We start from the raw sequence: 23,444 nt of genomic DNA, 5'->3' as shown, positions 1-23,444 counted from the left end.
GTGGTGTCTTAAATTACCCGAGAGAAACGTTGGCGATTCTGTTGCTCCAGGTGTACATCGAAGACCATGCACACTGAACGGACCAGTAATCTTCCGGCCGGCAGGACCATGATTTTTTCGCTGTCGAGTTCTATCAGGCCATCCTCGGCCATGGCCTGCAATTGCGGCCAGAGCTCGCTGAAGTAACCGCGAAAATCGATATTGAAGGCCTGCTCGATCTGGGCGAATGCCAGGCTGAACGTGCAGATCAATTGCTGAATCACTGCTCGCCGCAGGCGGTCGTCCTGGTTGCACAGCAAGCCGCGACTGGTGCCCGGTTGTGCGCTCGCCAGAGCGTTTTGGTACTGATTCAAGTCACTGCTGTTCTGGCAGTACAAATCACCGATCTGGCTGATGGCCGACACGCCCAGGCCGATCAGGTCGCAATGACCGTGGGTGGTGTAACCCTGGAAGTTGCGTTGTAGCGTCGACTCTTCCTGTGCGATGGCCAGCTCATCATCCGGCAGGGCGAAATGGTCCATGCCAATGTAGTGATAACCGGCGGCGGTCAGTTGCTCGATGGTGCGCTGAAGCATGTTGAGCTTTTCGGCGGGGGCCGGTAGGTCGCTGCTGTTGATTCGTCGCTGTGGCATGAAGCGTTCGGGCAGGTGCGCATAGTTGAATACCGAGAGCCGATCCGGTTGCAGGTTGATGACTTCGTCCACGGTGCGGGCGAAGCTCTCGGCGGTTTGCTTGGGCAGTCCGTAGATCAGGTCGATATTGATCGAGCGAAACTGCAAGGTGCGCGCCGCCTCGATCACCGCCCGGGTTTCCTCCAGGCTTTGCAGGCGATTGACCGCACGCTGTACGGCAGGGTCAAGGTCTTGCAGGCCGATGCTGACCCGGTTGAAACCCAGTTCGCGCAGCAGACCCATGGTTGACCAGTCGGCTTCCCGTGGGTCGATCTCGATGCTGTAATCACCGGAGTCATCGTCCAGCAGGTTGAAATGCTTGCGCAATTGCGCCATCAACTGGCGCAGTTCGTCATGGCTGAGAAAAGTCGGGGTGCCGCCGCCGAAATGCAGTTGCTCGACTTTCTGGTTCGGGTCCAGGTGACAGGCGATCAGCTGGATTTCCTGTTCCAGGCGCTGCAGGTAGGGCAGGGCGCGGCCGCGGTCCTTGGTGATGACTTTGTTGCAGGCGCAGTAGTAGCAGATGTTTGCGCAAAACGGCACGTGCACATACAGCGACAGCGGGCGCAGGGCCTTGCGGCTTTCGCGCAGGGCGTGAAACAGATCGAAAGTGCCGACCTGGCTGTTGAATTGCACCGCGGTCGGATACGAGGTGTAGCGTGGTCCCGCCAGGTCGTAACGGCGGATCAGATCTGTGTCCCAACGAATGGCGTCGAGCATGCGGGCATTCCCCCGGATAGGCTGGCAGTGTTGGCGAGTCTAGGGGGGGCGGCGTAGGGGTATCTTGATTTGCATCAAGGGTAGCCGGAAGTGGTGCGGCCCTTTGTAGCAGCTGCCGCAGGCGGCGTTCGAGGACGTAGTCCTCGCAAATGCGTTGCATGCGGTTTCACTGCGACAGCGAGGTGGATAGTTTACGACGGTTTCGCCGCCGAACACCGCCTGCGGCAGTTGCTACAGGTATGCGGCGTGCCGCCGATCTAATGCCCCATCAACCAATGCTGATGTGGCCCCGGCAGGGTCCAAAGGCCGAACAGGATGACCAACAATCCGCCGGTCATGCGCACGCTGCGTTTGCGCAGTAACGCTGTGACGCGTTCGGCCGCAAGGCCAGTGGCCAACAACACCGGCCAGGTGCCAAGGCCAAACGCGAGCATCAACAACGCGCTATCGATGGCATTGCCCTGGCTGGCAGACCACAACAGCGTGCTGTAGACCAAACCGCACGGCAGCCAGCCCCAGAGGGCGCCGAGCAGCAACGCACGCGGCAGGCTCGATACCGGCAGCAAACGGTTGGCAACTGGCTGTATGTAGCGCCACAGGCCGCGCCCCAGGCTTTCGATGCGGGTCAGGCCGCTCCACCATCCAGCCAGATACAGGCCCATGGCGATCAGCAGCAATCCGGCGAGGATGCGCATGAACATCGCCGCCGGGCTGTTGGCCACCGCCCATCCCGCCAGGCCGATCAGCAGGCCCGCAGTGGCGTAGCTGAGAATCCGCCCGAGGTTGTACGCCAGCAACAGACGGAAGCGCCGGCTGCGTTGTTCCTTGGGAATCGCCAGGGTCAGCGCGCCCATCAACCCGCCGCACATGCCCAGGCAATGCCCGCCGCCGAGCAGACCAAGGATCACCGCAGAAACCAGCAGGGGCGCCAACTCAAGCATGAGGCGGGGCCTTGTCGTTCGGCTTGGCCGGATCGGTCGGTGCATGACCGCTGGCTTCGTCGACTGCTGCCTGATGGCTCGGGTCCTGGTCGTCGAACAGGATGCTGTGGGCTGGACCGTCGAGGTCGTCGTACTGACCGCTGTCGACCGCCCAGAAGAAAATGTAAATGGCGATGGCGACGATCAGCAGCGCCGCCGGGATCATCACATAAAGAGCTGGCATCTGGACTCCATGCCTGACCGGATCAAACCGGTAGCGGGCGGGTTACTGGCGTGGCGCTGGCGCTTGGCTGGCTCGGCATGCGAGTCAGGCGAAGCGCATTGAGCACCACGGTCAGCGAACTGATCGACATGCCGACTGCAGCCCACACCGGAGTGATCCAGCCGAGGGCGGCGAACGGCAACATGAAGCCATTGTACAGCCCGGCCCACAGCAGGTTCTCGATGATTACCCGACGTGTACGCCGGGCCAGGCTGAAGGCTTGCACCAAGGCGTCGAGACGATTGGACAGGAGCACCGCGTCGGCGCTGGTTTTCGCCAGGTCGGTGGCCGAGCCCATTGCCACGCTGATGTCGGCGGCGGCCAGCACCGGCACGTCGTTGACCCCGTCGCCGAGCATCAACACCTTGCGGCCTTGTTGGTGCAATTGCTTGAGCATCTGCAGTTTGTCATCCGGGCGCAAGCCGCCCCGGAACTCGTCGATAGCCAATTCGGCGGCGACACTGGCAACCATCGGCGAGCTGTCACCGGATAGCAGCAGCGTGCGCCAACCGCGTGCTTTGCACGCCGCGAGCAGCGCAGGCGCGTCGTTGCGCAGGCGGTCGTCGAGCACGAACCAGGCCAGTGCGCCATGACTGTCGCCAAGCAACAGCCATTGGCCGGCTTCATTCGGGATGGCCGGCACAGCGCAGCCACTGAGTTCGCAGACAAATGCCGGTTGACCGATGCGCAGGCGCTGTTCGCCAACCCGGCCCTCAAGGCCCAATCCTGGGGTGCTGAGGACTTCTTCGGCGGCCAGCGGCGCTCGGCCAAAGGCGCGGGCGATCGGGTGCTCAGAGCGGTTCTCCAGGGCGGCGGCGAGGCCCAGGCACTGATCGCTGTCGAGCGCGCCCAGTGCTCGAATCGAACGCAAAGCCAGGCGACCTTCGGTGAGCGTGCCGGTCTTGTCGAAAATCACCGTGTCGATTTGATTCAGGCCTTCCAGCACGTGACCGCGGGTCAGCAGCAGGCCGAGTTTGTGCAAGGTTCCGGTGGCGGCGGTGAGCGCGGTTGGTGTGGCCAGCGACAGGGCGCAAGGGCAGGTCGCGACCAGCATCGCCAGCACGATCCAGAACGCGCGGGACGCGTCCAGCTCCCACCAGAGCAAACCAATGGCCGCGGCGGCCATCAACGACAGCAGCAGAAACCACTGCGCAGCGCGGTCGGCAATTTGTGCCAGGCGCGGCTTCTCGGCCTGGGCGCGATCAAGCAGGCGGACGATGGCCGAGAGGCGAGTGTCCTGGCCCAGCGCCAGCACTTCGACGGTCAATGCGCCCTCGACATTCAGGGTGCCGGCAGTCACCGCATCGCCCTGCGTTCGAGGTTGTGGCAGGTACTCGCCGGTCAGCAGCGACTCATCGATGCTCGACTGGCCGTCGAGGATTTTGCCGTCGGCCGGGAGGATGGCGCCGGGGTGCACCAATACCTGGTCACCGAGACGCAACTCGCTGAGCAGGATGCGCTCGCTCTGGCCGTCCGCACTCAGGCGCAGGCACGATGCGGGCAGCAGGTTCACCAATTGCGCGGTGGCGGCGGCGGTACGTTCACGGGCGCGGCGTTCCAGATAGCGGCCCGCCAACAGAAACAGCGCAAACATCCCGACCGCGTCGAAATACAGCTCGCCGACTCCGGTGATCGAGGTCCAGATCCCGGCAAGGTAGGCACCGCCGATGGCCAGCGAAACGGAAACGTCCATGGTCAGGTGGCGGGTGCGCAGGTCGCGCATTGCGCCTTTGAAAAACGGCGCGCAGCTGTAGAACACAATCGGCGTGGTCAGGAACAGTGCGACCCAGCGCAGGATGGTATGCAGCTCGGGGCTGAGGTCGATGTTGAATTCCGGCCAGGTGGCCATGGTCGCCATCATCGCCTGGAACCACAGCAATCCGGCGACCCCCAGTTGGCGCAGGGCCAGGCGGTTTTCGCTGGCCAGTTGTTCGCAGGCGCGGTCGGCCTGGTAGGGGTGGGCGGCATAACCGATGTGGCGCAGCTCGCTGAGCAGCTGGCTCAACGGCAACTGGCTGTCGGCCCAGCGCACGTGCAAGCGATGGTTGGACAGGTTCAGGTGCGCCTCGGCCACGGCCGGCAGGCTGCGCAGGTGTTTCTCGATCAGCCAGCCGCAGGCCGCGCAGCTGATGCCTTCCATCAGCAAGGTGGTTTCAGCGAGTTCGCCTTCGTGGCGAACAAACGGTTGTTGCACGTCGGCGCGGTCATACAGCGCCAGTTCGTCCACCAGTTGCACCGGCAAGGCCTCCGGGTTGGCCGAAGCCTCGCTGCGATGGCCGTAATAGTGCTCCAGGCCGCCCGCGACAATCGCCTCGGCCACGGCCTGACAACCTGGACAGCAGAGCTCGCGGGTTTCGCCGAGGATGACGGCGGTAAACCGGCTGCCGGACGGGACGGGCAGGGCGCAGTGGTAGCAGGGGGTGGTCATGGGGTTTTCACAGGGCGTTATCCGATGATCGTTCCCACGCTCTGCGTGGGAATGCCTCCCCGGACGCTCCGCGTCCGCTTCGGCTGGGACGCGGAGCGTCCCTGGCTGCGTACCCACGCAGAGCGTGGGTACGATCAGGGGTTGAGCTAACTGCTACTGATCTTCCGCGCCTTGCAGCGGTTCGTCACCGAGCAGCAAATGCTTGTCGTGGCCGATCTGTTCTTCTTCGAACAGGCGCCACACGTGATCGTCCTGGCTGCCCAGCAGCTCGACGAAGCGCCGGCCTTCGATCTTGTCGGTCAACTGGCCGATATAGCGACCCGGTTCGGCCGCGCTGCGGGTCAGGGTGATCTTGCGATCTTTATCCGGCTGGGTCGGCGAGATCAGGTTCAGTTCGAGGGTCGCTGGCGTGCTGTTGCCGGTCAGGCGCACGTCGACTTCACCGGTCACCTCATCCAGATGCACGTTGGCGCGCAACAGCAGGGTCTGGGCCAGCAACTCGCGGTCCAGCGAACGGTTGATGCCTTTGCCCGCCTCGTAGTAATTGTCGTTGACCAGATTGTCCGGGTTTTTGACGGCAATGGTCACCATGGACAAGGTCAGGGTCACCGAACAGGTCAGAATTCCGATGATGATCCATGGCCAGAGGTGCTTGTACCAAGGGCTGGTGGCAGTTGCTGCGGGCATGATGACTTCTCTCAACGAATTTGTGGGCCGATGAATCGGCTCTTGGCTTCAACGTGGACGCTGTTGTCGTCGGCATCCTTGAGGGTGAATTTCACCTCGTTGGTGCTGGACGGCAGTTGTTCCGGTGCACTCGACAGCTCGACCGGCATGCTGAAGATTTCGCCAGCAGCCACCTTGATCTCGCGCTTGCCTTGCAACTTGAGATCCGGCAGTCCTGAGGCTTCCAGCACGTAAGTGTGGTCGCGCTGGTCCTTGTTCATGACTTTGAGGCTATAGACGTTCTCGATCCGGCCTTCGGCGTTTTCGCGGTACAGCACACGGTCCTTGCTGACATCGAAGCCGACCAGCGAGCGCATGAAGAACGCGGTGATCAGCAAGCTGATCATGGCCAGCAACACCAGCGCGTAACCGATCAGGCGCGGACGCAGTTTATGGGTTTTTTGCCCGGACAGGTTGTGCTCGGTGGTGTAGCTGATCAACCCGCGCGGATACTCCATCTTGTCCATGATGCTGTCGCAGGCGTCGATGCAGGCGGCGCAGCCGATGCATTCGATCTGCAAGCCGTCACGGATGTCGATGCCGGTCGGACACACCTGAACGCACATGGTGCAGTCGATGCAGTCGCCCAGGCCCTGAGCCTTGTAGTCGATACCTTTTTTGCGCGGACCACGGGCTTCGCCGCGGCGCGGGTCATAGGAAACGATCAGCGTGTCCTTGTCGAACATCACGCTCTGGAAGCGCGCGTAAGGGCACATGTAGATGCACACCTGTTCGCGCAGCCAGCCGGCATTGCCGTAAGTGGCGAGGGTGAAGAAGCCGACCCAGAAATACGACCAGCCATCGGCCTGGCCCATGAAGAAATCGATCGTCAGTTCACGAATCGGCGAAAAGTAGCCGACAAAGGTCATGCCGGTGACGAAACCGATCAACAGCCACATCGTGTGTTTGCTGAGCTTGCGCAAGAACTTGTTGGCGCTCATCGGCGCCTTGTCGAGCTTGATGCGCTGGTTGCGGTCGCCTTCGGTGCCCTTCTCGCACCACATGAAGATCCAGGTCCAGACACTCTGCGGGCAGGTATAGCCGCACCAGACGCGTCCGGCGTACACGGTAATGAAGAACAGGCCGAAGGCGCTGATGATCAACAGGCCGGACAGCAGGATGAAATCCTGTGGCCAGAAGGTCGCACCGAAGATGAAGAATTTGCGCTCCGGCAGGTTCCACCAGACCGCCTGGTGACCGCCCCAATTGAGCCAGACCGTGCCGAAATACAGCAGGAACAACGCGGCACCGCCGGCCATCCGCAAATTGCGGAACAGGCCGGTGAAGGCGCGGGTGTAGATTTTTTCCCGAGAGGCGTAGAGGTCGACGCTGTTATTTGCGTTTTTGGCAGGCGGGGTGACGTCGTGTACCGGAATCTGGTTGCTCATCATTGCATCCCACGGCAGTGGAAAAATGCCTCGGTCAGTACGTGCCGACCGCGGTCAAAAAGGGTTGTTGCAGTGGCGCAATGATACGCCTGTCGCTCTAGTTCAAGGGTGCGACCTTTGGTCGCGTTGGGGGAAATCCACGAATGGTGTAGCGAATGTAACAAAGCATGATACAGGTCAATTGACTATAGACGATTCATCTTCCTCTCTGCCGAGCGCACGCGATTTTGTTTAGGAGTGCAGCGCGCGGGCGATGCACTCTTGTTACTGCAATGATTGATCCGATGATGCGATGCCTTTAAGGAAGATTGCCTTGCCCAAGAGAATCCAGGCCACCGGTACCCCGTTTCCTGTCAGCGCTGCTTTCCCCATCCAGGGGCCTTTTGCGGCGGGACAGGGTGCTTGTTTCGTTAACAACTTTTGCCGTTGCAACACTTTCACTGTCAGTTGAGGTTTCGCTGTTGTTCGAGTGGTTGTAGTTGGTGTTTTTTGCGTTCATTTAGTGATGTCCTTGTTGTTGATGATCTATTTTCAGGTATTGTCGAGGTTGGTTTGACAAGTTTCTTCTGTTGTTTATTCGACAGGGTGGGAAGTTACCATCTGTCAAAGGTGCGATCTATTGTGCTTTTGTTTCGGTGTGTAAGGCGCAGTGAAGGGTGTTTGTAATATGCGTTATTACATGGGGGGCTTTTCCGGGTTTGCTTCGAGGGCTGTGCCAAGTTAGTTTTTGTCTGAGGGTTGATGCGCCTGTTGAATAATTATTCTGTCTTTATGGAAAAGGAATTTCTATGGTGTTTAAAACTGCAAAAGTATTGGGTTGCCTTGCCCTGTCGTCACTCATGTCCGTGGCCTGTGCTGCAGACCCACCTCGGCATATGGTGTTTGTTTCGGATTCACAATACCCCTGGTCCGATCTTACCGATGATAACCTCCCGGATCCCAACAAGGAGGCACGCTCAAAAGAACTAATAGAGTTGCAATACTCCGATATTTCAAGCTTCAGGAAACTGAATGGCGGTGCATCCCGTATACCGGTAATGATCAACGGTGATATCACGGCATTTGGTCATGGTGGCGAGCGTTCATACATGAAGTCGGTTTTCGAAAATAAACTGGAAGGGCTCTATGACTACGGTTTGGGTAATCATGACTATGCCAATAATGTGGATGACTGCTTCCTGAATAATTGTGCGGCCGGAAGTGTCAATGACTTCAAGGATCGCTACTGGGGAAAAGTCGAATCCATGGATCTGGCGGCAAGAAGTTCGGGTGGGGGGACGGTCTATTATGGCAGCCTGGCTTATTCGAAAAGTGTCGGGGATGTGCATTTGGTTCAACTGAACAATGAGCCGACCTATACCGTCAGTTTTACCTCCGGCAATCCACTTGCTCCGAAAGCGTTTGAAATTACTCCTGCGCTTGACTGGCTGGAGAAAGACTTAAAGAAGGCGCGGGAGCAGGGCAAGATCATCATTCTGAATATGCACAAGGTTTACCGGTGGGACGGCAACGACGAACAGATTTCGAGATTCAATCAGATGATCGAGAAATACAAGGTGACGGCGGTGTTCGGTGGGCATGATCACTGGGGGGCGGGGGAGCACTTTACTTGGAATAAGTCGAAATTTTTTGGTGATGTGCCGGTGTTTCTGAGCGGCTCTGCCTCTCAGCAGACTTATCTGATTGCCAGCTTTTCCGCTGACAGGCAGTCACTGACGGTCAGTGTTGTTCGGAACAGTAACTGGCCAAGCCGAAAGGTCGAAACGGTCATACCGGTCGTGAAATAAGTAACCGGGATTTAAATGAAAAAGCCCCGCCAATTCACATGGGCGGGGCTTTTTTTGCAACAGGCGTTTGCCTTACTGGGCGTCAGCCGCCTTCTCACCGTGAGACAGGCTGTAGACGTAAGCGGCCAGCAGGTGAACCTTGTCGTTGCCTTGCAACTGTTCTTGCGCAGGCATCTGGCCCTGACGGCCATAACGGATGGTCTGCTGCAGTTGAGCGAAGCTCGAACCGTAGATGAACGCGGCCGGGTGGGTCAGGTTAGGTGCACCCATGGCTGGGGTGCCTTTACCTTCCAGACCGTGGCAAGCCACGCAGTTGGCGGCGAAAATCTTCTGGCCGGCAACCGGGTCGGCCTTGGCACCTTCCGGCAGCTTGCGGCCATCGAGGTTGGTCAGTACGAACGCGGCAACGTCGCTGACGCCTTGCTCGCCGATCACTTCACCCCAGGCAGGCATCATCGCGTGACGGCCGCCCATGATGGTGGTCTTGATGGTTTGTGGCTCGCCGCCCCAACGCCAGTCTTCGTCGGTCAGGTTAGGGAAGCCGTAAGCGCCTTTGGCGTCGGAGCCGTGGCAAACCGAACAGTTGGAGGCGAACAGGCGGCCACCCATCTTCAGGGCTTGTGGGTCCTTGGCAACTTCTTCAATTGGCATGGCCGCGAATTTGGCGAAGATCGGACCGAACTTGGCGTCCGATTTGGCCATTTCCTTTTCCCACTCGTGAACGCCGGTCCAGCCGGACTGGCCGTTGGCGAACGCGGTCTGCTTCTCGTTGTCGAGGTAGCCGTAACCCGGCAGCAGGCCTTTCCAGTTGCCCAGGCCCGGGTACATCACCAGGTAGCCAAGGGCGAAGATGATGGTGCCGACAAACAGCATGAACCACCATTTCGGCAGCGGGTTGTCGTACTCCTCGATCCCGTCGAACGAGTGGCCAACCGTCTCATCCGTCTGCTCGGCGCGCTGGCCCTTGCGGGTCGACAGCAGCAGCCAGGTCAGGGCGAAGATGGTACCCAGACTGAGGACTGTGACGTACAGACTCCAGAACGTAGTCATTCTTTGTTACTCCTAGAAGCTTGCTCGACGTGCTTGATGGCTTCGGGATCATCCGCGAAAGGCAGCAAGGTCGCGTCTTCAAACTCCGATTTGCGCTTGGGGCTGAACACCCACAGCGCCAGACCGATAAAGGCAACCATCACGACAACGGTGCCCAGGCCACGAATCATCCCGATATCCATCTAAATCACCGTTTGCTTTTGATGATGGTGCCCAGGCCTTGCAGATAGGCCACCAGCGCGTCCATTTCGGTTTTGCCCTTCACGGCATCTTTTGCACCGGCGATGTCTTCGTCGGTGTAAGGAACGCCGAGGGTGCGCAAGACTTCCATTTTCTTCGCGGTGTCCTTGCCGTCGAGCTTGTTTTCCACGAGGAACGGGTAAGCCGGCATTTTCGACTCTGGCACCACGTTGCGCGGGTTGTACAAGTGCGCACGCTGCCAGTCATCGGAGTAACGACCGCCAACGCGGGCCAGGTCCGGACCGGTACGCTTGGAGCCCCACAGGAACGGGTGGTCCCAAACGCTTTCACCGGCTACCGAGTAGTGGCCATAACGTTCGGTTTCAGCACGGAACGGACGGATCATCTGCGAGTGGCAGCCGACACAACCGTTGGCGATGAAAATGTCACGGCCTTCAAGTTCCAGCGCCGGGCGTGGCTTCATGCCTTCAACCGGCTTGTTGGTCACGTCCTGAAAAAACAGGGGGACGATCTGGGTCAGGCCGCCGATGCTGACGGCGATGACCATGAAGAAGGCCAGCAGGCCAATATTCTTCTCGACTGCTTCATGCTTCATCAGTGAGCTCCAACGACAGCGATCTGAGCGGCGGCTTCAGCATCTTCCGGATTCGAGGCGCGTACGGTGCGGAACACGTTGTACGCCATGAACAGCATGCCGCTGGCAAAGAACGCACCGCCAAGGGCGCGAACGATGAAACCAGGGTGGCTGGCTTGCAGGGCTTCGACGAAGGAATAGGTGAGGGTGCCGTCATCGTTGATTGCACGCCACATCAGGCCCTGGGTGATGCCGTTGACCCACATCGAAGCGATATAGAGCACGGTACCGATGGTCGCGAGCCAGAAGTGCGTGTTGATCAGGCCGATGCTGTGCATCTGCGCACGACCGAAGATTTTCGGGATCATGTGGTACAGCGCACCGATCGAAATCATCGCTACCCAGCCCAAGGCACCGGCGTGTACGTGGCCGATGGTCCAGTCAGTGTAGTGAGACAGCGAGTTGACAGTCTTGATGGCCATCATCGGGCCTTCGAAGGTCGACATGCCGTAGAACGCCAGGGACACGACCAAAAAGCGCAGGATCGGGTCGGTGCGCAGCTTATGCCAGGCGCCCGACAGGGTCATCATGCCGTTGATCATGCCGCCCCAGCTTGGCGCCAGCAGGATGATCGACATCGCCATGCCCAGCGACTGAGCCCAGTCCGGCAGTGCGGTGTAGTGCAGGTGATGCGGGCCAGCCCAGATGTACAGGGTGATCAGTGCCCAGAAGTGCACGATCGACAGGCGATACGAGTAGATCGGACGTTCGGCCTGTTTCGGCACGAAGTAGTACATCATCCCCAGGAAGCCGGTGGTCAGGAAGAAACCTACCGCGTTGTGGCCGTACCACCACTGGATCATGGCATCAGTCGCACCGGCGTACGCCGAGTAGGACTTGAAGAAACTGACCGGCAAGGAGGCGTGGTTGACGATGTGCAGCATCGCCGTCACGACGATGAAGGCACCGTAGAACCAGTTGCCGACGTAGATGTGCTTGGTTTTGCGCTTGACGATGGTGCCGAAGAACACCAGGCCGTAGGTGACCCAGACGATAGCCAGCAGGATAGCCAGAGGCCATTCCAGTTCCGCGTATTCCTTGGTGGTGGTGTAACCCAGCGGCAAGGTAACGATCGCGCCAACGATTACAGCTTGCCAACCCCAGAAGTGGAAGGCGGCGAGGCTGTCGGAAATCAGTCGCGTTTGGCAGGTTCGCTGCACGACGTAATAGGAAGTGGCAAACAGTGCACAACCACCGAAGGCGAAAATCACCAGGTTGGTGTGCAACGGGCGTAGGCGTCCAAACGTCGTCCACGGCAGGCCGAAATTCAACTCCGGCCAGACCAATTGTGAGGCGATGAAGACACCGAGCCCCATGCCAAGGATCCCCCAGACCACCGTCATGATGGCGAACTGGCGGACTACCTTATAGTTATAAGCAGTCGGACTGATTGCTGTGCTCATTCTAAGGTTCCACGGTTTAGGTGTTTTATTAGGGATAAAAATCGGTCGCAAGTATGGAGAAAGCGGGGGGTCATTGCAACGCGCCATGACCCGCGTCAATGCTTTCAAAAGCTGATTCTGCGGCCTTTCCATGCTCCGCGTAGGGACAAAATTGCCCATGGACAAAATGTCTCGGCGGACAAAAAAGGCGAGGGGGTCGGGTCAGGTGTAACTGGGTGTGTTCAAACGAGGCGGGCAGGTGACAGACGGCAATTTGCGCGACAGCCGGTATCTACCAGCCTTTGCGGCCTGTCATCGAACAGATTCGTCGAACGCATCGTGTACGGTTGACCTTTGACCGGCTGTTGCCAGTCCGCTTCGAAGCAAGCGTAGACGCGAATCCACCGAACCGAAAGGCAGACCAATTGAGGGGTGCGACAATGCGTCGCAAAGGAGCAGGGAACTGCCGCATTCGGGTGAATGCAGCAGTTGGGCGGTGAAGATTTATTTGGTTTTGCTTTCAGCCTGCAAACGCTCGGCGTTCGGGCTGTGAGACAAGCTGTACACATACGCGGCCAGCAGTTGCACCTTGTCGTTGCCGAGCAGTTCGTGCTGCGCCGGCATCTGACCCTGGCGACCATGGCGGATGGTCTGTTGCAGTTGCGTCAGGCTGGTGCCGTAGATGAAACCTGCCGGTTGCGTCAGGTTTGGCGCCCCCATCAGTTCCGTGCCCTGGCCGTTTGCACCGTGACAGGCTACGCAAGTGGTGCTGAACGTTTGCTGTCCGGCTTGCAGGTCAGCGCCGCTGTCGGCTGGTAGCGGCAGGCCGGCGAGCTCGTGACGCACATAGGCCGCGACGTTTTTCACCCCGGTTTCGCCCAGCACTTCACCCCAGGCTGGCATGGCCGCCATGCGTCCGCCCATGATCGTGGTCTTGATGGTGTCGGCACTGCCGCCCCAACGCCAGATGTTGTCGGTGAGGTTGGGGAAACCAAACGCGCCCTTGGCATCCGAGCCGTGGCAGACCGCGCAGTTGGAGGCGAACAGGCGTCCGCCCATTTTCAGCGCTTGTGGATCCTTGGCGACCTCTTCCACGGGCATGGCCGCGAATTTGGCGAAGATCGGCCCGAACCTGGCGTCGGCCTTGGCCATTTCCCGGTCCCATTCCTTGGTCTGGGTCCAGCCATCCTGGTAGCCCGGCAGTACGCCTTTCCAGTTGCCCAGGCCCGGATAAAGGATCAGGTAGCCGACGGCAAACACCAGGGTCCCGGCGAACAGCATGAACCACCACTGCGGCAGCGGATTGTCGTACTCCTCGATGCCGTCGAAGCTGTGGCCCATGGTCTGGTCGACGCTGCCCTTGGTTTCGCCCTTGCGGGTGCCGATCAGTAGCCACGTCAGACCGATCAGGCTGCCAATGGTCAGTACGCAGATCCACGTACTCCAGAAGGTGGTCATGGCCGGGTACTCCTTGTTGCTGCGGGTTCTTTGGTGTCGGTGTCGTCGGGTTGCGGTTCATCGGCAAAGGGCAGCAGGCGCGCTTCGGCGAATTCCGGGCTGCGTTTACCGTTGAATACCCACAGCGTCAGTCCGACAAACGCTACGAAGACGACGACGGTGCCCAGGCCTCGGATCATTCCACTACTTATTTCAAAGAACATGGCCATGGCTCACCTCTTGCTCTTGATTGCAGTGCCGAGCACTTGCAGGTAGGCGACCAGTGCATCCATTTCGGTCTTGCCCTTGAGCGTTTCGGTGGCACCGGCGATGTCTTCGTCGGTGTACGGAACGCCGAGGGTGCGCATGACCCGCAACTTGGTTTCGGTGTGGCTGCTGTCCAGCGCGTTGGCCACCAGCCATGGGTAGGCGGGCATCTTCGACTCCGGCACGACGTTGCGCGGGTTGTACAAGTGCGCGCGGTGCCAGTCTTCCGAGTAGCGACCGCCGACCCGGGCCAGGTCCGGCCCGGTGCGCTTGGAGCCCCAAAGAAACGGGTGATCCCAGACACTTTCGCCGGCCACCGAGTAGTGCCCGTAGCGTTCGGTTTCAGCGCGGAACGGGCGAATCATCTGCGAATGACATTGCACGCAACCTTCACGGATGTAGATGTCGCGACCTTCGAGTTGCAGCGCGGTGTAAGGTTTCATGCCTTCGACCGGCTTGTTGGTGACGTCCTGGAAGAACAGCGGGACGATCTGGGTCAGACCGCCGATGCTCACCGCGAAGACCATCAGCAACAACAGCAGGCCGACGTTTTTCTCAATCGTTTCGTGTTTCATGGCGGACTCCTCAGGCCATCTGCGCCGCGGCGGCGACTTCGGCTGGCTGTGCGGCACGCACGGTGCGCCAGGTGTTGTAAGCCATCAGCAGCATGCCGCTGAAGAAGATCGCGCCGCCCACCAGGCGCACGACGTAGCCTGGGTGGCTGGCCACCAGGGTTTCGACGAAGGAGTAGGTCAGCGTGCCGTCTTCGTTGACCGCGCGCCACATCAGGCCCTGGGCGATGCCGTTGACCCACATCGAGGCGATGTACAGCACGGTGCCGATGGTCGCGAGCCAGAAATGCGCGTTGATCAGGCCGAGGCTGTACATCTGCGAGCGGCCGAAGATTTTCGGGATCATGTGGTACAGCGCGCCGATCGAAATCATCGCCACCCAGCCGAGTGCGCCAGCGTGTACGTGGCCGATGGTCCAGTCGGTGTAGTGGGAGAGGGCGTTGACCGTTTTGATCGCCATCATCGGCCCTTCGAAGGTCGACATGCCGTAGAACGCCAGCGACACAACCAAAAAGCGCAGGATCGGGTCGCTGCGCAACTTATGCCAGGCGCCCGACAACGTCATCATCCCGTTGATCATCCCGCCCCAGCTCGGCGCCAGCAGAATCAGCGACATCACCATGCCCAGCGACTGTGCCCAGTCCGGCAGCGCGGTGTAGTGCAAGTGGTGCGGGCCGGCCCAGATGTACAGGGTGATCAGTGCCCAGAAGTGCACGATCGACAGGCGATACGAGTACACCGGGCGTTCAGCCTGTTTCGGCACGAAGTAGTACATCATCCCGAGGAAGCCGGCAGTGAGGAAGAAACCTACCGCGTTATGGCCGTACCACCACTGCACCATAGCATCGGTCGCTCCGCCGTAGGCCGAGTAGGACTTGGTCCAGCTCACCGGCAGGGAGGCGTGGTTGACGATATGCAGGATGGCTACGGTGATGATGAACGCACCGAAGAACCAGTTACCGACGTAGATGTGCTTGGTCTTGCGCTTCATCACCGTGCCGAAGAACACGACGCCGTAGGCGACCCAGACGATGGCGATCAAAATGGCGATCGGCCATTCCAGCTCGGCGTATTCCTTGGAAGTGGTGTAGCCCAGCGGCAGGCTGATGGCGGCCAGGACAATGACCAACTGCCAACCCCAGAAGCAGAATGCGGCGATTTTCGGCGCGAACAGCTGCGTCTGGCAGGTACGTTGCACCGAATAGAATGAGGCGGCGAACAGGGCGCAGCCGCCGAACGCGAAGATCACCGCGTTGGTGTGCAGCGGGCGCAAACGGCCGAAGCTGGTCCAGGGCAAATTGAAGTTGAGTTCAGGCCAGACCAATTGAGCCGCGAGAAAAACCCCGAGCCCCATGCCGACGATGCCCCACACCACCGTCATAATGGCGAATTGGCGGACCACCTTGTAGTTATAGGCGGTACTTAAAGAAGTGTTCATGGTTCCCCATCCACGGTTCAGCCGAAGTGAACGCGTTCGCGCGAGGCGATGACGCTCCCTTCGCCTGGAGTTATAGGCAGATTAAAAGCGAGGCAAGCATGGACAAACAGCACAAGGCCAGTATTGACGGGGATCAATGGGCGCAGTGCGTGCAGGATCGCGGATGGCTGTGGGATGCCGCCTCGGTGCCGGCATCGGCGACGCTGATTCTTGCTCATGGCGCCGGCGCGCCGATGGACAGCGACTGGATGAACGACATCGCCGCACGCCTTGCCGGGCTTGGCGTCAACGTGTTGCGTTTCGAGTTTCCGTACATGGCGCAACGGCGCATCGACGGTGGCAAGCGTCCACCGAATCCGGCGCCAAAATTGCTCGAATGCTGGCGTGAAGTGCATGCCCTGGTGCGACGCCATGTCGCTGGGCGTCTGGCTATTGGCGGCAAGTCCATGGGCGGACGCATGGCCAGTTTGCTGGCTGATGAGTTGGAGGCGGATGCGCTGGTGTGCCTGGGGTATCCGTTTTATGCGGTGGGCAAACCGGAGAAGCCGCGAGTCGAGCATCTGGCCGGTTTAAGGACACCGACGCTGATTGTGCAGGGGGAGAGGGATGCGTTGGGGAATCGTGAGGCAGTCGAGGGTTACGTGTTGTCGCCGAGTATCGAGGTGTTCTGGCTGGCGGCTGGCGATCATGATTTGAAGCCGTTGAAGGCTTCGGGCTTCACCCATGATCAACATTTGGAATCCGCAGCCAAAAAGGTCGCCGAATTTCTCCGTTAAGTGATCGTTCCCACGCAGAACGTGGGAATGATCGGTAGGGGCGCATCTGTCAGCGGTTAAACCGCTCTACCAACGAATACTGGGTATTCGCGGTTTTGGTCAGCTCTTCACTCAGTAACGCCGAGTTCTGTGCCTGTTCCGAGGTCTGGTCAGCCAGTTGCGCTATGGTACTGATGTTGCGGCTGATCTCTTCGGCCACCGCACTTTGCTCTTCGGTCGCCGCAGCGATTTGGGTGGTCATGTCGGTGATGTTGGCCACCGCTTCGCTGATGCCCACCAGTGCCTGGTCGGCTTCCAGAACCCGCGCCACGCCTTCTTCAGCCTGACGGTGACCCGCTTCCATGGTTTGCACTGCGGTGCTGGCGGTCTGCTGGAGCTTGGCGATCAGGGTGTGGATCTGCCCGGTCGACTCGCTGGTGCGTTGCGCCAGTTGCCTTACTTCGTCGGCAACCACCGCAAAACCACGGCCCATCTCACCGGCGCGAGCCGCTTCGATGGCCGCGTTCAAGGCCAGCAGGTTGGTCTGGTCGGCAATGCCTTTGATCACGTCGACCACGCCACCGATTTCGTCGCTGTCCTTGGCCAATTGGGTCACGGTCAGGCCGGTTTCGCCGACCACCACCGACAGGCGCTGGATCGCGTCACGGGTTTCACCAGCGATGTCACGGCCACGACCGGTCAGGCGATTGGCTTCCTGGGTCGCGTCAGCGGTGCGTTGCACGTGGCTGGCGACTTCCTGGGTGGTGGCGGCCATCTGGTTGACGGCGGTCGCCACTTGCTCGGTCTCGACGCGCTGACGTTCCAGGCCGGTCGAGCTTTTGTGTGCCAGGGTGTCGGACTGTCGAGCTTGCTCGTTCAGGTGCTCGGCGGTGTCTTGCAGGCGAGTCAGGCAGGTCTTCAGGCGGGCTTCCTGGCTGAGGATCGACATTTCCAGGCGCGCTTGAGCGCCACGGCTGTCGGTATACATCTGCGCAATCAACGGGTCGGACGTGGTCTGCTCGGCCAGGCGCAGCAAGCGCTTGAGGCCACGCTGTTGCCAGCTCAAACCCAGCAGGCCGAGCGGCACGGACAGCCCGGCGGCCAGCGCAAAACCCCACTGCGAGTTGAGCGTGGCGCCGATCATGAAGCTCAACTGGCTGACCAGAATGAACGGCAACCAGTCCTGTAGCACCGGCAGCCACTTGTCTGTTTGAGGAATCGCCGACTTGCCCTGATTGATGCGTTGGTAGAGCGCTTCGGCGCGGCGGATCTGTTCGGCGCTGGGCTTGACCCGCACCGACTCGTAACCGACCACCTGATTGCCGTCGAATACCGGTGTGACGTAGGCGTTAACCCAGTAGTGATCACCGGTCTTGCAGCGATTCTTGACGATGCCCATCCATGGCAAGCCTTGTTTCAGTGTGCCCCACATGTGCGCGAAGACCGCAGACGGAACGTCGGGGTGACGGACCAGGTTGTGCGGTGCACGGATCAGCTCTTCACGAGAAAACCCGCTGATTTCGACGAAAGCATCGTTGCAGTAGGTGATCACGCCTTTGGCGTCGGTCGTGGAAATCAACCGTTGCTGAGCCGGAAAGGTCCGTTCGCGTTGTGTAATGGGCTGGTTATTACGCATGGCTTTTTCAATCCGCAAGGCTTTGACAGGGTGTCGGCAGCACCAGGAATAAATTGAAGTTATTTTTCAATATTCAGCGCTGGCGCACATTCCTTGACCTTCAACCCGCCAGCATCGGGTAGGTAAAGAGGCCAAAGTGCAGCAGATTCAAGCCAAAGTGCGTGGCGATGGCGGCCCCCAGCCCACCAAAACGGTATGCCAGCCCGTAACCGGCCCCGGCAAGGCTCGCCAGCAGCACCCATTGCCAGCCAGCGCCGAGGTGCGCCAGACCGAACAACACTGTGGCGCCAAGCAGGGCGAGGTGTTCGCCGTAGCGCAGGTGTTGCAGGCAGCGACTCAAACCGCCCTGAATGTAACCGCGAAACAGCGCCTCCTCGACCAGCGTCACCAGCAGCAGGTTGTTCAGTACCCAGAGCCAGGCTTGATCGGGCCACTTCGGCGCCCAACTGATCATGCCCAGCAGTAGCGCGCCACCAAGCGCGGTCAGCACGCTCAAGGTCAGTGCCGCGGCAGTGGCATAAAGTGAAAGGCGCAGGGAGCGGCGCCCGACAATCCACGGGCACACCAGCAACAGCCAGAAGCCAATCAGTGGTTTGTCCAGATTCAGGTACATGGAAAACGGCACCGCATCGGCAGTAAAGCGTTCCGGTCCGAAACCGCGACCGTTGTAGAAACCGGGAAGCCAGTGCATGGCCAGCGCCACCGCCAGGAAAATGAACAAGCCGTGACCCAGGACGCGGCCGACCTGGATCTGTGGTTGGCGAACGGCAAAACCGGCAAACACTAACAACCCGACGGATATTGCCGCCAGCCAGCCAAGATGGCTGTAGATCAGGGCCAGTACGTAGCCGATGGAGAGGAGTGCCAGGTAGAGCCATGGCAGAGCAATCATGTGAAGTCCTTGTTTCCGGGATTTTGCAGTGTGACGCGATCCACTGTGGGAGCGGTGCGGTTAAAGGGACGTTCGCGACGCAAACAAAAACACCGCCCAAAGGCGGTGTTTTTGTCAGTGCGACATTATGAAGCAATCAACTGCCGCAACACGTAATGCAGAATCCCTCCTGATTTGAAGTATTCAACTTCGTTCAAGGTGTCGATCCGGCACAACACGTCCACCTTCTCGCTGCTGCCGTCCTCGCGGGTGATCACCAGCGTCAGGTTCATTCGCGACGTCAGCTCGACACCCGTCAGCCCTTGAATGTCGAGTGTCTCCTTGCCGGTCAGGTTCAGGCTCTTGCGGTTCTGATCAAGCTTGAATTGCAGTGGCAGCACGCCCATGCCCACCAGGTTGGAACGGTGAATCCGCTCGAAGCTCTCGGCAATCACCGCTTTGACACCCAGCAGGTTGGTGCCCTTGGCCGCCCAATCGCGGCTTGAGCCGGTGCCGTATTCCTGACCCGCAATCACCACCAGCGGGGTGCCCGCCGCTTGATAGCGCATGGCGGCATCGTAGATCGCCAGTTTCTCCCCGGTCGGGATGTAGAGCGTATTGCCGCCTTCTTCGCCGCCAAGCATTTCGTTGCGAATGCGGATGTTGGCAAACGTGCCGCGCATCATGACTTCATGGTTACCGCGACGTGAACCGTAGGAGTTGAAGTCTCGCGGTTCCACGCCTTGTTCACGCAGGTAACGTCCGGCGGGGCTGTCGGCCTTGATGTTGCCGGCGGGGGAGATGTGGTCGGTGGTTACCGAATCGCCGAGCAGCGCCAGTACGCGTGCACCGCTGATGTCCTGAATCACCGGCAGGGGGCCGGAAATATCATCGAAGAATGGCGGATGCTGGATGTAGGTGGAATCCTTCTGCCAGACGTAGGTCGCCGCTTGCGGGACTTCGATGGCTTGCCACTGCGCGTCTCCGGCAAACACCTCGGCGTATTCCTTGTGGAACATCGCGGTGTCGACCTGCGCCACAGCGTCGGCGATTTCCTTGCTGCTCGGCCAGATGTCCCGCAGGTACACCGGTTTGCCATCCTTGCCTTCACCCAGCGGCTCGCTGCTGATGTCCATGCGCACGCTGCCGGCCAAGGCATACGCGACGACCAGCGGCGGGGAGGCCAGCCAGTTGGTTTTCACCAGGGGGTGCACGCGACCTTCGAAGTTGCGGTTGCCGGACAGCACTGAGGCCACGGCCAGGTCGGAGCTCTGGATGGCTTTTTCAATCGGTTCCAGCAACGGCCCGGAGTTACCGATACAGGTGGTGCAGCCGTAGCCGACCAGTGAAAAGCCCAATTCATCGAGGTATTGGGTCAGGCCGGCGGCCTTGTAGTAGTCGGTAACCACTTTGGAGCCCGGCGCCAGAGAGCTCTTCACCCACGGTTTGCGTTTGAGGCCTTTCTCCACGGCTTTTTTGGCCACCAGCCCGGCCGCCATCATCACGCTCGGGTTGGAGGTGTTGGTGCACGAGGTGATGGCGGCAATCACCACGGCACCGTTTTTCAGCCGATACGTCTGGCCCTCGTACTCGTAATCCGCCTCGCTCACGAGGTCGGCATTGCCGACCGCGACGCCACCGCCACCTTCGCTTTCGAGGCGGCCTTCTTCCTTGCTGGTGGGGCGGGCAGGCTTGACTTGCAGGCCGAGGAAGTCAGTGAACGCCTGGGCGACATTTGGCAGCGACACCCGGTCTTGCGGGCGTTTGGGGCCGGCGAGGCTGGCTTCGACGCTGCTCATGTCCAGCGCCAGGCTGTCAGTGAACACCGGCTCCTGGCCGGGCAGGCGCCACAGGCCCTGGGTTTTGCAGTAGGCCTCGACCAGTTTCACCACGGCGTTGGGGCGACCGGAAAGGCGCAGGTACTCCAGCGTCACCTCGTCCACCGGGAAAAAGCCGCAAGTGGCGCCGTATTCCGGGGCCATGTTGGCGATGGTCGCACGATCCGCCAGCGGCAATTCGGCGAGGCCGTCGCCGTAAAATTCGACGAATTTTCCGACCACGCCTTTCTTGCGCAGCATCTGGGTGACGGTCAGCACCAGGTCAGTGGCGGTGATGCCTTCCTTGAGTTTGCCGGTGAGTTTGAAACCGATCACTTCCGGGATCAGCATCGACACTGGTTGGCCGAGCATCGCCGCTTCCGCTTCGATGCCGCCAACCCCCCAGCCGAGTACGCCGAGGCCGTTGATCATGGTGGTGTGGGAATCGGTGCCGACCAGCGTATCCGGGAAGGCATAGGTGCGGCCGTCCTCGTCCTTGGTCCACACCGTGCGGCCAAGGTATTCCAGGTTGACCTGGTGACAGATGCCCGTGCCCGGCGGCACGACGCTGAAGTTATCAAAGGCACTCTGGCCCCAGCGCAGAAAGGCATAACGCTCGCCATTGCGCTGCATTTCGATGTCGACGTTCTGGGTGAAGGCCGTGCTGCTGGCGAATTTGTCGACCATCACCGAGTGGTCGATCACCAGGTCCACCGGCGACAGCGGATTGATTCGCTGCGGATCGCCACCGGCCTTGGCCATGGCGGCACGCATGGCCGCGAGGTCGACCACTGCTGGCACACCGGTGAAATCCTGCATCAACACGCGCGCGGGGCGGTACTGGATTTCCCGGTCGCTGCGCCGTTCTTTGAGCCAGGCGGCGAGGGCCTTGAGGTCGGCGCCGGTGACGGTTTTTTCGTCCTCCCAGCGCAGCAGGTTTTCCAGAAGCACTTTGAGCGACATCGGCAGCTTGTCGAGATCGCCCAGGGACTTTGCGGCTTCCGGCAAGCTGAAATAATGGTAGGTCTTGTCGTCTATTTGTAAGGTTCTAAGGGTCTTCAGACTATCGAGGGACGGCATTGAAATGACTCCTTTGGGTCCGCACGGCTACGGACTGGCGGGGCAGACAGAGTTCTTAACCTAGCCCTGTTTGGACATTAAGGCTAATAACCGGACGCTATGGACAAGTCCGGCGTTGCGAACTCGGCTATCATGCGCCGGTTTTCGTGACAGGCTTTGCTTCAACGCAAGTCTGGGCATCGCGCAGTGGTTGAATGTCTCGCCATCTGCCCAGGAGTAAGAATGAACACCCTCTTTATGCATTGCCGGCCGGGCTTCGAAGGCGAAGTCTGTTCCGAGATTTCCGAACACGCCGCGCGGCTGAACGTGGCCGGTTATGCCAAGGCCAAAGCCGCCAGCGCCTGCGCCGAGTTTGTCTGCACCGAAGAAGATGGCGCCGAGCGCCTGATGCGCGGCCAGCGTTTCGCCGAGCTGATTTTTCCGCGCCAATGGGCGCGCGGGATCTTCATCGATCTGCCGGAAACCGACCGCATCAGCGTGATCCTCGCCCATCTGGCGAGCTTCCCGACGTGCGGCAGTCTGTGGCTGGAAGTGGTCGACACCAACGATGGCAAAGAGCTGTCGAACTTCTGCAAGAAATTCGAAGGCCCGCTGCGCAAGGCGCTGACCGGCGCCGGCAAGCTGGTGGAAGACGCCAACAAGCCACGTTTGCTGCTGACCTTCAAAAGCGGCCGCGAAGTGTTCGTCGGCCTGGCCGAGGCGAATAACTCGGCGATGTGGCCGATGGGCATTCCGCGCCTGAAGTTCCCGCGTGAAGCGCCCAGCCGTTCGACCCTGAAGCTGGAAGAGGCGTGGCACCACTTCATCCCGCGTGATCAGTGGGACGAGCGCCTGCACAGCGACATGACCGGTGTTGATCTGGGCGCCGCGCCAGGCGGCTGGACCTGGCAACTGGTCAATCGCGGCATGCTGGTGACCGCTATCGATAACGGCCCGATGGCTGAAAGCCTGATGGACACCGGGCTGGTTCAGCACTTGATGGCGGACGGTTTTACCTTCAAGCCCAAGCAGCCGGTGGACTGGATGGTCTGCGACATCGTCGAGAAGCCGGCGCGCAACGCGGCGATGCTGGAAGAGTGGATTGGCGAGGGACATTGCCGCGAGGCGGTGGTCAACCTGAAGCTGCCGATGAAGCAACGTTATGCTGAAGTGAAGCGCTTGCTTGAGCGCATTGCAGAAGGCTTCAAGGCGCGTGGCATTCGGGTCGATATCGGCTGCAAACAGCTGTACCACGACCGCGAAGAAGTGACCTGCCATTTGCGCCGGCATGATGTGAGCAAGCCAAAAAAGCGTTGAACCTATGCATCAGGATTCGCGCGCTTGATCGTTACCACGCAGAGCGTGGGAACGATCGGGCTGGAAGTGACTAAACACCCGGTTT

Annotated in this window: 21 protein-coding genes; 3 read left to right on the top strand and 18 right to left on the bottom strand. The window is 60.0% G+C overall.

Going from position 1 to position 23,444, the window contains the following annotated elements:
* Window positions 1-8: 8 nt before the first annotated feature.
* The 7 genes from hemN to FPT12_RS07165 all read right to left on the bottom strand — a co-directional run bounded on the left by hemN (window position 9) and on the right by FPT12_RS07165 (window position 7,635).
* On the bottom strand, window positions 9-1,391 hold the full coding sequence (hemN, locus tag FPT12_RS07195) for an oxygen-independent coproporphyrinogen III oxidase (protein ID WP_145015287.1): 1,383 nt from the start codon (window positions 1,389-1,391) through the stop codon (window positions 9-11).
* 257 nt (window positions 1,392-1,648) lie between these two features.
* Complete coding sequence (locus FPT12_RS07190; RefSeq protein ID WP_019689546.1) at window positions 1,649-2,332, bottom strand: sulfite exporter TauE/SafE family protein; 684 nt, start codon at window positions 2,330-2,332, stop codon at window positions 1,649-1,651.
* On the bottom strand, window positions 2,325-2,555 hold the full coding sequence (ccoS, locus tag FPT12_RS07185; RefSeq protein WP_123584617.1) for a cbb3-type cytochrome oxidase assembly protein CcoS: 231 nt from the start codon (window positions 2,553-2,555) through the stop codon (window positions 2,325-2,327). Before ccoS ends, FPT12_RS07190 begins: the two co-directional genes overlap by 8 nt.
* 22 nt (window positions 2,556-2,577) lie before the next feature.
* Entirely contained in the window at window positions 2,578-5,022 is a 2,445-nt protein-coding gene (locus tag FPT12_RS07180; protein WP_145015285.1) for a heavy metal translocating P-type ATPase, read from the bottom strand.
* Window positions 5,023-5,175: 153 nt separating this feature from the next.
* Window positions 5,176-5,709: a FixH family protein gene (locus FPT12_RS07175; RefSeq protein WP_145015283.1), complete on the bottom strand. Its 534-nt coding sequence runs from the start codon at window positions 5,707-5,709 to the stop codon at window positions 5,176-5,178.
* Window positions 5,710-5,720: 11 nt separating this feature from the next.
* Complete coding sequence (gene ccoG, locus FPT12_RS07170; RefSeq protein WP_145015281.1) at window positions 5,721-7,136, bottom strand: cytochrome c oxidase accessory protein CcoG; 1,416 nt, start codon at window positions 7,134-7,136, stop codon at window positions 5,721-5,723.
* 298 nt (window positions 7,137-7,434) lie between these two features.
* Complete coding sequence (locus tag FPT12_RS07165; protein WP_145015280.1) at window positions 7,435-7,635, bottom strand: hypothetical protein; 201 nt, start codon at window positions 7,633-7,635, stop codon at window positions 7,435-7,437.
* Between the two features lie 289 nt (window positions 7,636-7,924).
* Between FPT12_RS07165 and FPT12_RS07160 the strand changes: the two genes are divergently transcribed.
* The gene (locus FPT12_RS07160; protein ID WP_145015279.1) at window positions 7,925-8,923 is read left to right on the top strand and encodes a metallophosphoesterase; all 999 of its coding nucleotides are present in this window, start codon (window positions 7,925-7,927) and stop codon (window positions 8,921-8,923) included.
* Window positions 8,924-8,995: 72 nt separating this feature from the next.
* Here the strand turns inward: FPT12_RS07160 and ccoP (FPT12_RS07155) are convergent, their stop codons facing one another.
* The 8 genes from ccoP (FPT12_RS07155) to ccoN (FPT12_RS07120) form a co-directional block, all read right to left on the bottom strand.
* Window positions 8,996-9,973: a cytochrome-c oxidase, cbb3-type subunit III gene (gene ccoP, locus FPT12_RS07155; RefSeq protein ID WP_145015278.1), complete on the bottom strand. Its 978-nt coding sequence runs from the start codon at window positions 9,971-9,973 to the stop codon at window positions 8,996-8,998.
* Window positions 9,970-10,155, bottom strand: coding sequence for a CcoQ/FixQ family Cbb3-type cytochrome c oxidase assembly chaperone (locus tag FPT12_RS07150; protein ID WP_003175465.1), 186 nt, complete (start codon window positions 10,153-10,155; stop codon window positions 9,970-9,972). Before FPT12_RS07150 ends, ccoP (FPT12_RS07155) begins: the two co-directional genes overlap by 4 nt.
* Before the next feature lie 5 nt (window positions 10,156-10,160).
* Entirely contained in the window at window positions 10,161-10,769 is a 609-nt protein-coding gene (ccoO, locus tag FPT12_RS07145) for a cytochrome-c oxidase, cbb3-type subunit II (protein ID WP_054593209.1), read from the bottom strand.
* On the bottom strand, window positions 10,769-12,211 hold the full coding sequence (gene ccoN, locus FPT12_RS07140; protein ID WP_054593208.1) for a cytochrome-c oxidase, cbb3-type subunit I: 1,443 nt from the start codon (window positions 12,209-12,211) through the stop codon (window positions 10,769-10,771). Before ccoN (FPT12_RS07140) ends, ccoO (FPT12_RS07145) begins: the two co-directional genes overlap by 1 nt.
* A 483-nt stretch (window positions 12,212-12,694) precedes the next feature.
* Window positions 12,695-13,648 carry a cytochrome-c oxidase, cbb3-type subunit III gene (gene ccoP / locus FPT12_RS07135; protein WP_145015276.1) on the bottom strand — a complete coding sequence of 318 codons (954 nt, stop codon included), beginning with the start codon at window positions 13,646-13,648 and terminating at the stop codon, window positions 12,695-12,697.
* A complete protein-coding gene (locus tag FPT12_RS07130; protein WP_145015553.1) occupies window positions 13,645-13,851 on the bottom strand; it encodes a cbb3-type cytochrome c oxidase subunit 3 in 207 nt (68 codons plus the stop codon). The genes ccoP (FPT12_RS07135) and FPT12_RS07130 overlap by 4 nt, the downstream gene beginning before the upstream one ends.
* A gap of 9 nt (window positions 13,852-13,860) precedes the next feature.
* Window positions 13,861-14,469 (bottom strand): cytochrome-c oxidase, cbb3-type subunit II, encoded by a 609-nt coding sequence (ccoO, locus tag FPT12_RS07125; protein ID WP_145015274.1) that lies wholly within the window; start codon window positions 14,467-14,469, stop codon window positions 13,861-13,863.
* A gap of 10 nt (window positions 14,470-14,479) precedes the next feature.
* Window positions 14,480-15,904 (bottom strand): cytochrome-c oxidase, cbb3-type subunit I, encoded by a 1,425-nt coding sequence (gene ccoN, locus FPT12_RS07120; protein ID WP_145015272.1) that lies wholly within the window; start codon window positions 15,902-15,904, stop codon window positions 14,480-14,482.
* Window positions 15,905-16,002: 98 nt separating this feature from the next.
* Here ccoN (FPT12_RS07120) and FPT12_RS07115 point away from each other — a divergent pair, with 98 nt between their 5' ends.
* Window positions 16,003-16,680 (top strand): alpha/beta family hydrolase, encoded by a 678-nt coding sequence (locus FPT12_RS07115; protein WP_145015271.1) that lies wholly within the window; start codon window positions 16,003-16,005, stop codon window positions 16,678-16,680.
* Window positions 16,681-16,729: 49 nt separating this feature from the next.
* Here FPT12_RS07115 and FPT12_RS07110 read toward each other — a convergent pair whose 3' ends face one another.
* The 3 genes from FPT12_RS07110 to acnA all read right to left on the bottom strand — a co-directional run bounded on the left by FPT12_RS07110 (window position 16,730) and on the right by acnA (window position 22,063).
* A complete protein-coding gene (locus tag FPT12_RS07110; RefSeq protein ID WP_145015270.1) occupies window positions 16,730-18,295 on the bottom strand; it encodes a PAS domain-containing methyl-accepting chemotaxis protein in 1,566 nt (521 codons plus the stop codon).
* A 100-nt stretch (window positions 18,296-18,395) separates the two neighbouring features.
* On the bottom strand, window positions 18,396-19,187 hold the full coding sequence (locus FPT12_RS07105; RefSeq protein ID WP_145015268.1) for a CPBP family intramembrane glutamic endopeptidase: 792 nt from the start codon (window positions 19,185-19,187) through the stop codon (window positions 18,396-18,398).
* Window positions 19,188-19,312: 125 nt separating this feature from the next.
* Complete coding sequence (gene acnA, locus FPT12_RS07100; protein WP_145015266.1) at window positions 19,313-22,063, bottom strand: aconitate hydratase AcnA; 2,751 nt, start codon at window positions 22,061-22,063, stop codon at window positions 19,313-19,315.
* Window positions 22,064-22,285: 222 nt separating this feature from the next.
* Here acnA and rlmM point away from each other — a divergent pair, with 222 nt between their 5' ends.
* On the top strand, window positions 22,286-23,359 hold the full coding sequence (rlmM, locus tag FPT12_RS07095; protein WP_145015264.1) for a 23S rRNA (cytidine(2498)-2'-O)-methyltransferase RlmM: 1,074 nt from the start codon (window positions 22,286-22,288) through the stop codon (window positions 23,357-23,359).
* Window positions 23,360-23,444: the final 85 nt, after the last annotated feature.

Origin of the sequence: Pseudomonas sp. H3(2019) (assembly GCF_007713465.1) — a bacterium.
In the GTDB taxonomy this organism is placed as follows: Bacteria; Pseudomonadota; Gammaproteobacteria; order Pseudomonadales; family Pseudomonadaceae; genus Aquipseudomonas.
Note: the sequence above shows the minus strand (reverse complement) of the source record. Positions and strands in the feature narration are given on the sequence as shown.

What these genes read in the sequence shown, in the direction of transcription:
- hemN (WP_145015287.1), bottom strand. Translation starts at nt 1,391, where the DNA reads ATGCTCGACGCCATTCGTTGGGACACAGATCTGATCCGCCGTTACGAC.
- FPT12_RS07190 (WP_019689546.1), bottom strand. Translation starts at nt 2,332, where the DNA reads ATGCTTGAGTTGGCGCCCCTGCTGGTTTCTGCGGTGATCCTTGGTCTG.
- ccoS (WP_123584617.1), bottom strand. Translation starts at nt 2,555, where the DNA reads ATGCCAGCTCTTTATGTGATGATCCCGGCGGCGCTGCTGATCGTCGCC.
- FPT12_RS07180 (WP_145015285.1), bottom strand. Translation starts at nt 5,022, where the DNA reads ATGACCACCCCCTGCTACCACTGCGCCCTGCCCGTCCCGTCCGGCAGC.
- FPT12_RS07175 (WP_145015283.1), bottom strand. Translation starts at nt 5,709, where the DNA reads ATGCCCGCAGCAACTGCCACCAGCCCTTGGTACAAGCACCTCTGGCCA.
- ccoG (WP_145015281.1), bottom strand. Translation starts at nt 7,136, where the DNA reads ATGAGCAACCAGATTCCGGTACACGACGTCACCCCGCCTGCCAAAAAC.
- FPT12_RS07165 (WP_145015280.1), bottom strand. Translation starts at nt 7,635, where the DNA reads ATGAACGCAAAAAACACCAACTACAACCACTCGAACAACAGCGAAACC.
- FPT12_RS07160 (WP_145015279.1), top strand. Translation starts at nt 7,925, where the DNA reads ATGGTGTTTAAAACTGCAAAAGTATTGGGTTGCCTTGCCCTGTCGTCA.
- ccoP (WP_145015278.1), bottom strand. Translation starts at nt 9,973, where the DNA reads ATGACTACGTTCTGGAGTCTGTACGTCACAGTCCTCAGTCTGGGTACC.
- FPT12_RS07150 (WP_003175465.1), bottom strand. Translation starts at nt 10,155, where the DNA reads ATGGATATCGGGATGATTCGTGGCCTGGGCACCGTTGTCGTGATGGTT.
- ccoO (WP_054593209.1), bottom strand. Translation starts at nt 10,769, where the DNA reads ATGAAGCATGAAGCAGTCGAGAAGAATATTGGCCTGCTGGCCTTCTTC.
- ccoN (WP_054593208.1), bottom strand. Translation starts at nt 12,211, where the DNA reads ATGAGCACAGCAATCAGTCCGACTGCTTATAACTATAAGGTAGTCCGC.
- ccoP (WP_145015276.1), bottom strand. Translation starts at nt 13,648, where the DNA reads ATGACCACCTTCTGGAGTACGTGGATCTGCGTACTGACCATTGGCAGC.
- FPT12_RS07130 (WP_145015553.1), bottom strand. Translation starts at nt 13,851, where the DNA reads ATGTTCTTTGAAATAAGTAGTGGAATGATCCGAGGCCTGGGCACCGTC.
- ccoO (WP_145015274.1), bottom strand. Translation starts at nt 14,469, where the DNA reads ATGAAACACGAAACGATTGAGAAAAACGTCGGCCTGCTGTTGTTGCTG.
- ccoN (WP_145015272.1), bottom strand. Translation starts at nt 15,904, where the DNA reads ATGAACACTTCTTTAAGTACCGCCTATAACTACAAGGTGGTCCGCCAA.
- FPT12_RS07115 (WP_145015271.1), top strand. Translation starts at nt 16,003, where the DNA reads ATGGACAAACAGCACAAGGCCAGTATTGACGGGGATCAATGGGCGCAG.
- FPT12_RS07110 (WP_145015270.1), bottom strand. Translation starts at nt 18,295, where the DNA reads ATGCGTAATAACCAGCCCATTACACAACGCGAACGGACCTTTCCGGCT.
- FPT12_RS07105 (WP_145015268.1), bottom strand. Translation starts at nt 19,187, where the DNA reads ATGATTGCTCTGCCATGGCTCTACCTGGCACTCCTCTCCATCGGCTAC.
- acnA (WP_145015266.1), bottom strand. Translation starts at nt 22,063, where the DNA reads ATGCCGTCCCTCGATAGTCTGAAGACCCTTAGAACCTTACAAATAGAC.
- rlmM (WP_145015264.1), top strand. Translation starts at nt 22,286, where the DNA reads ATGAACACCCTCTTTATGCATTGCCGGCCGGGCTTCGAAGGCGAAGTC.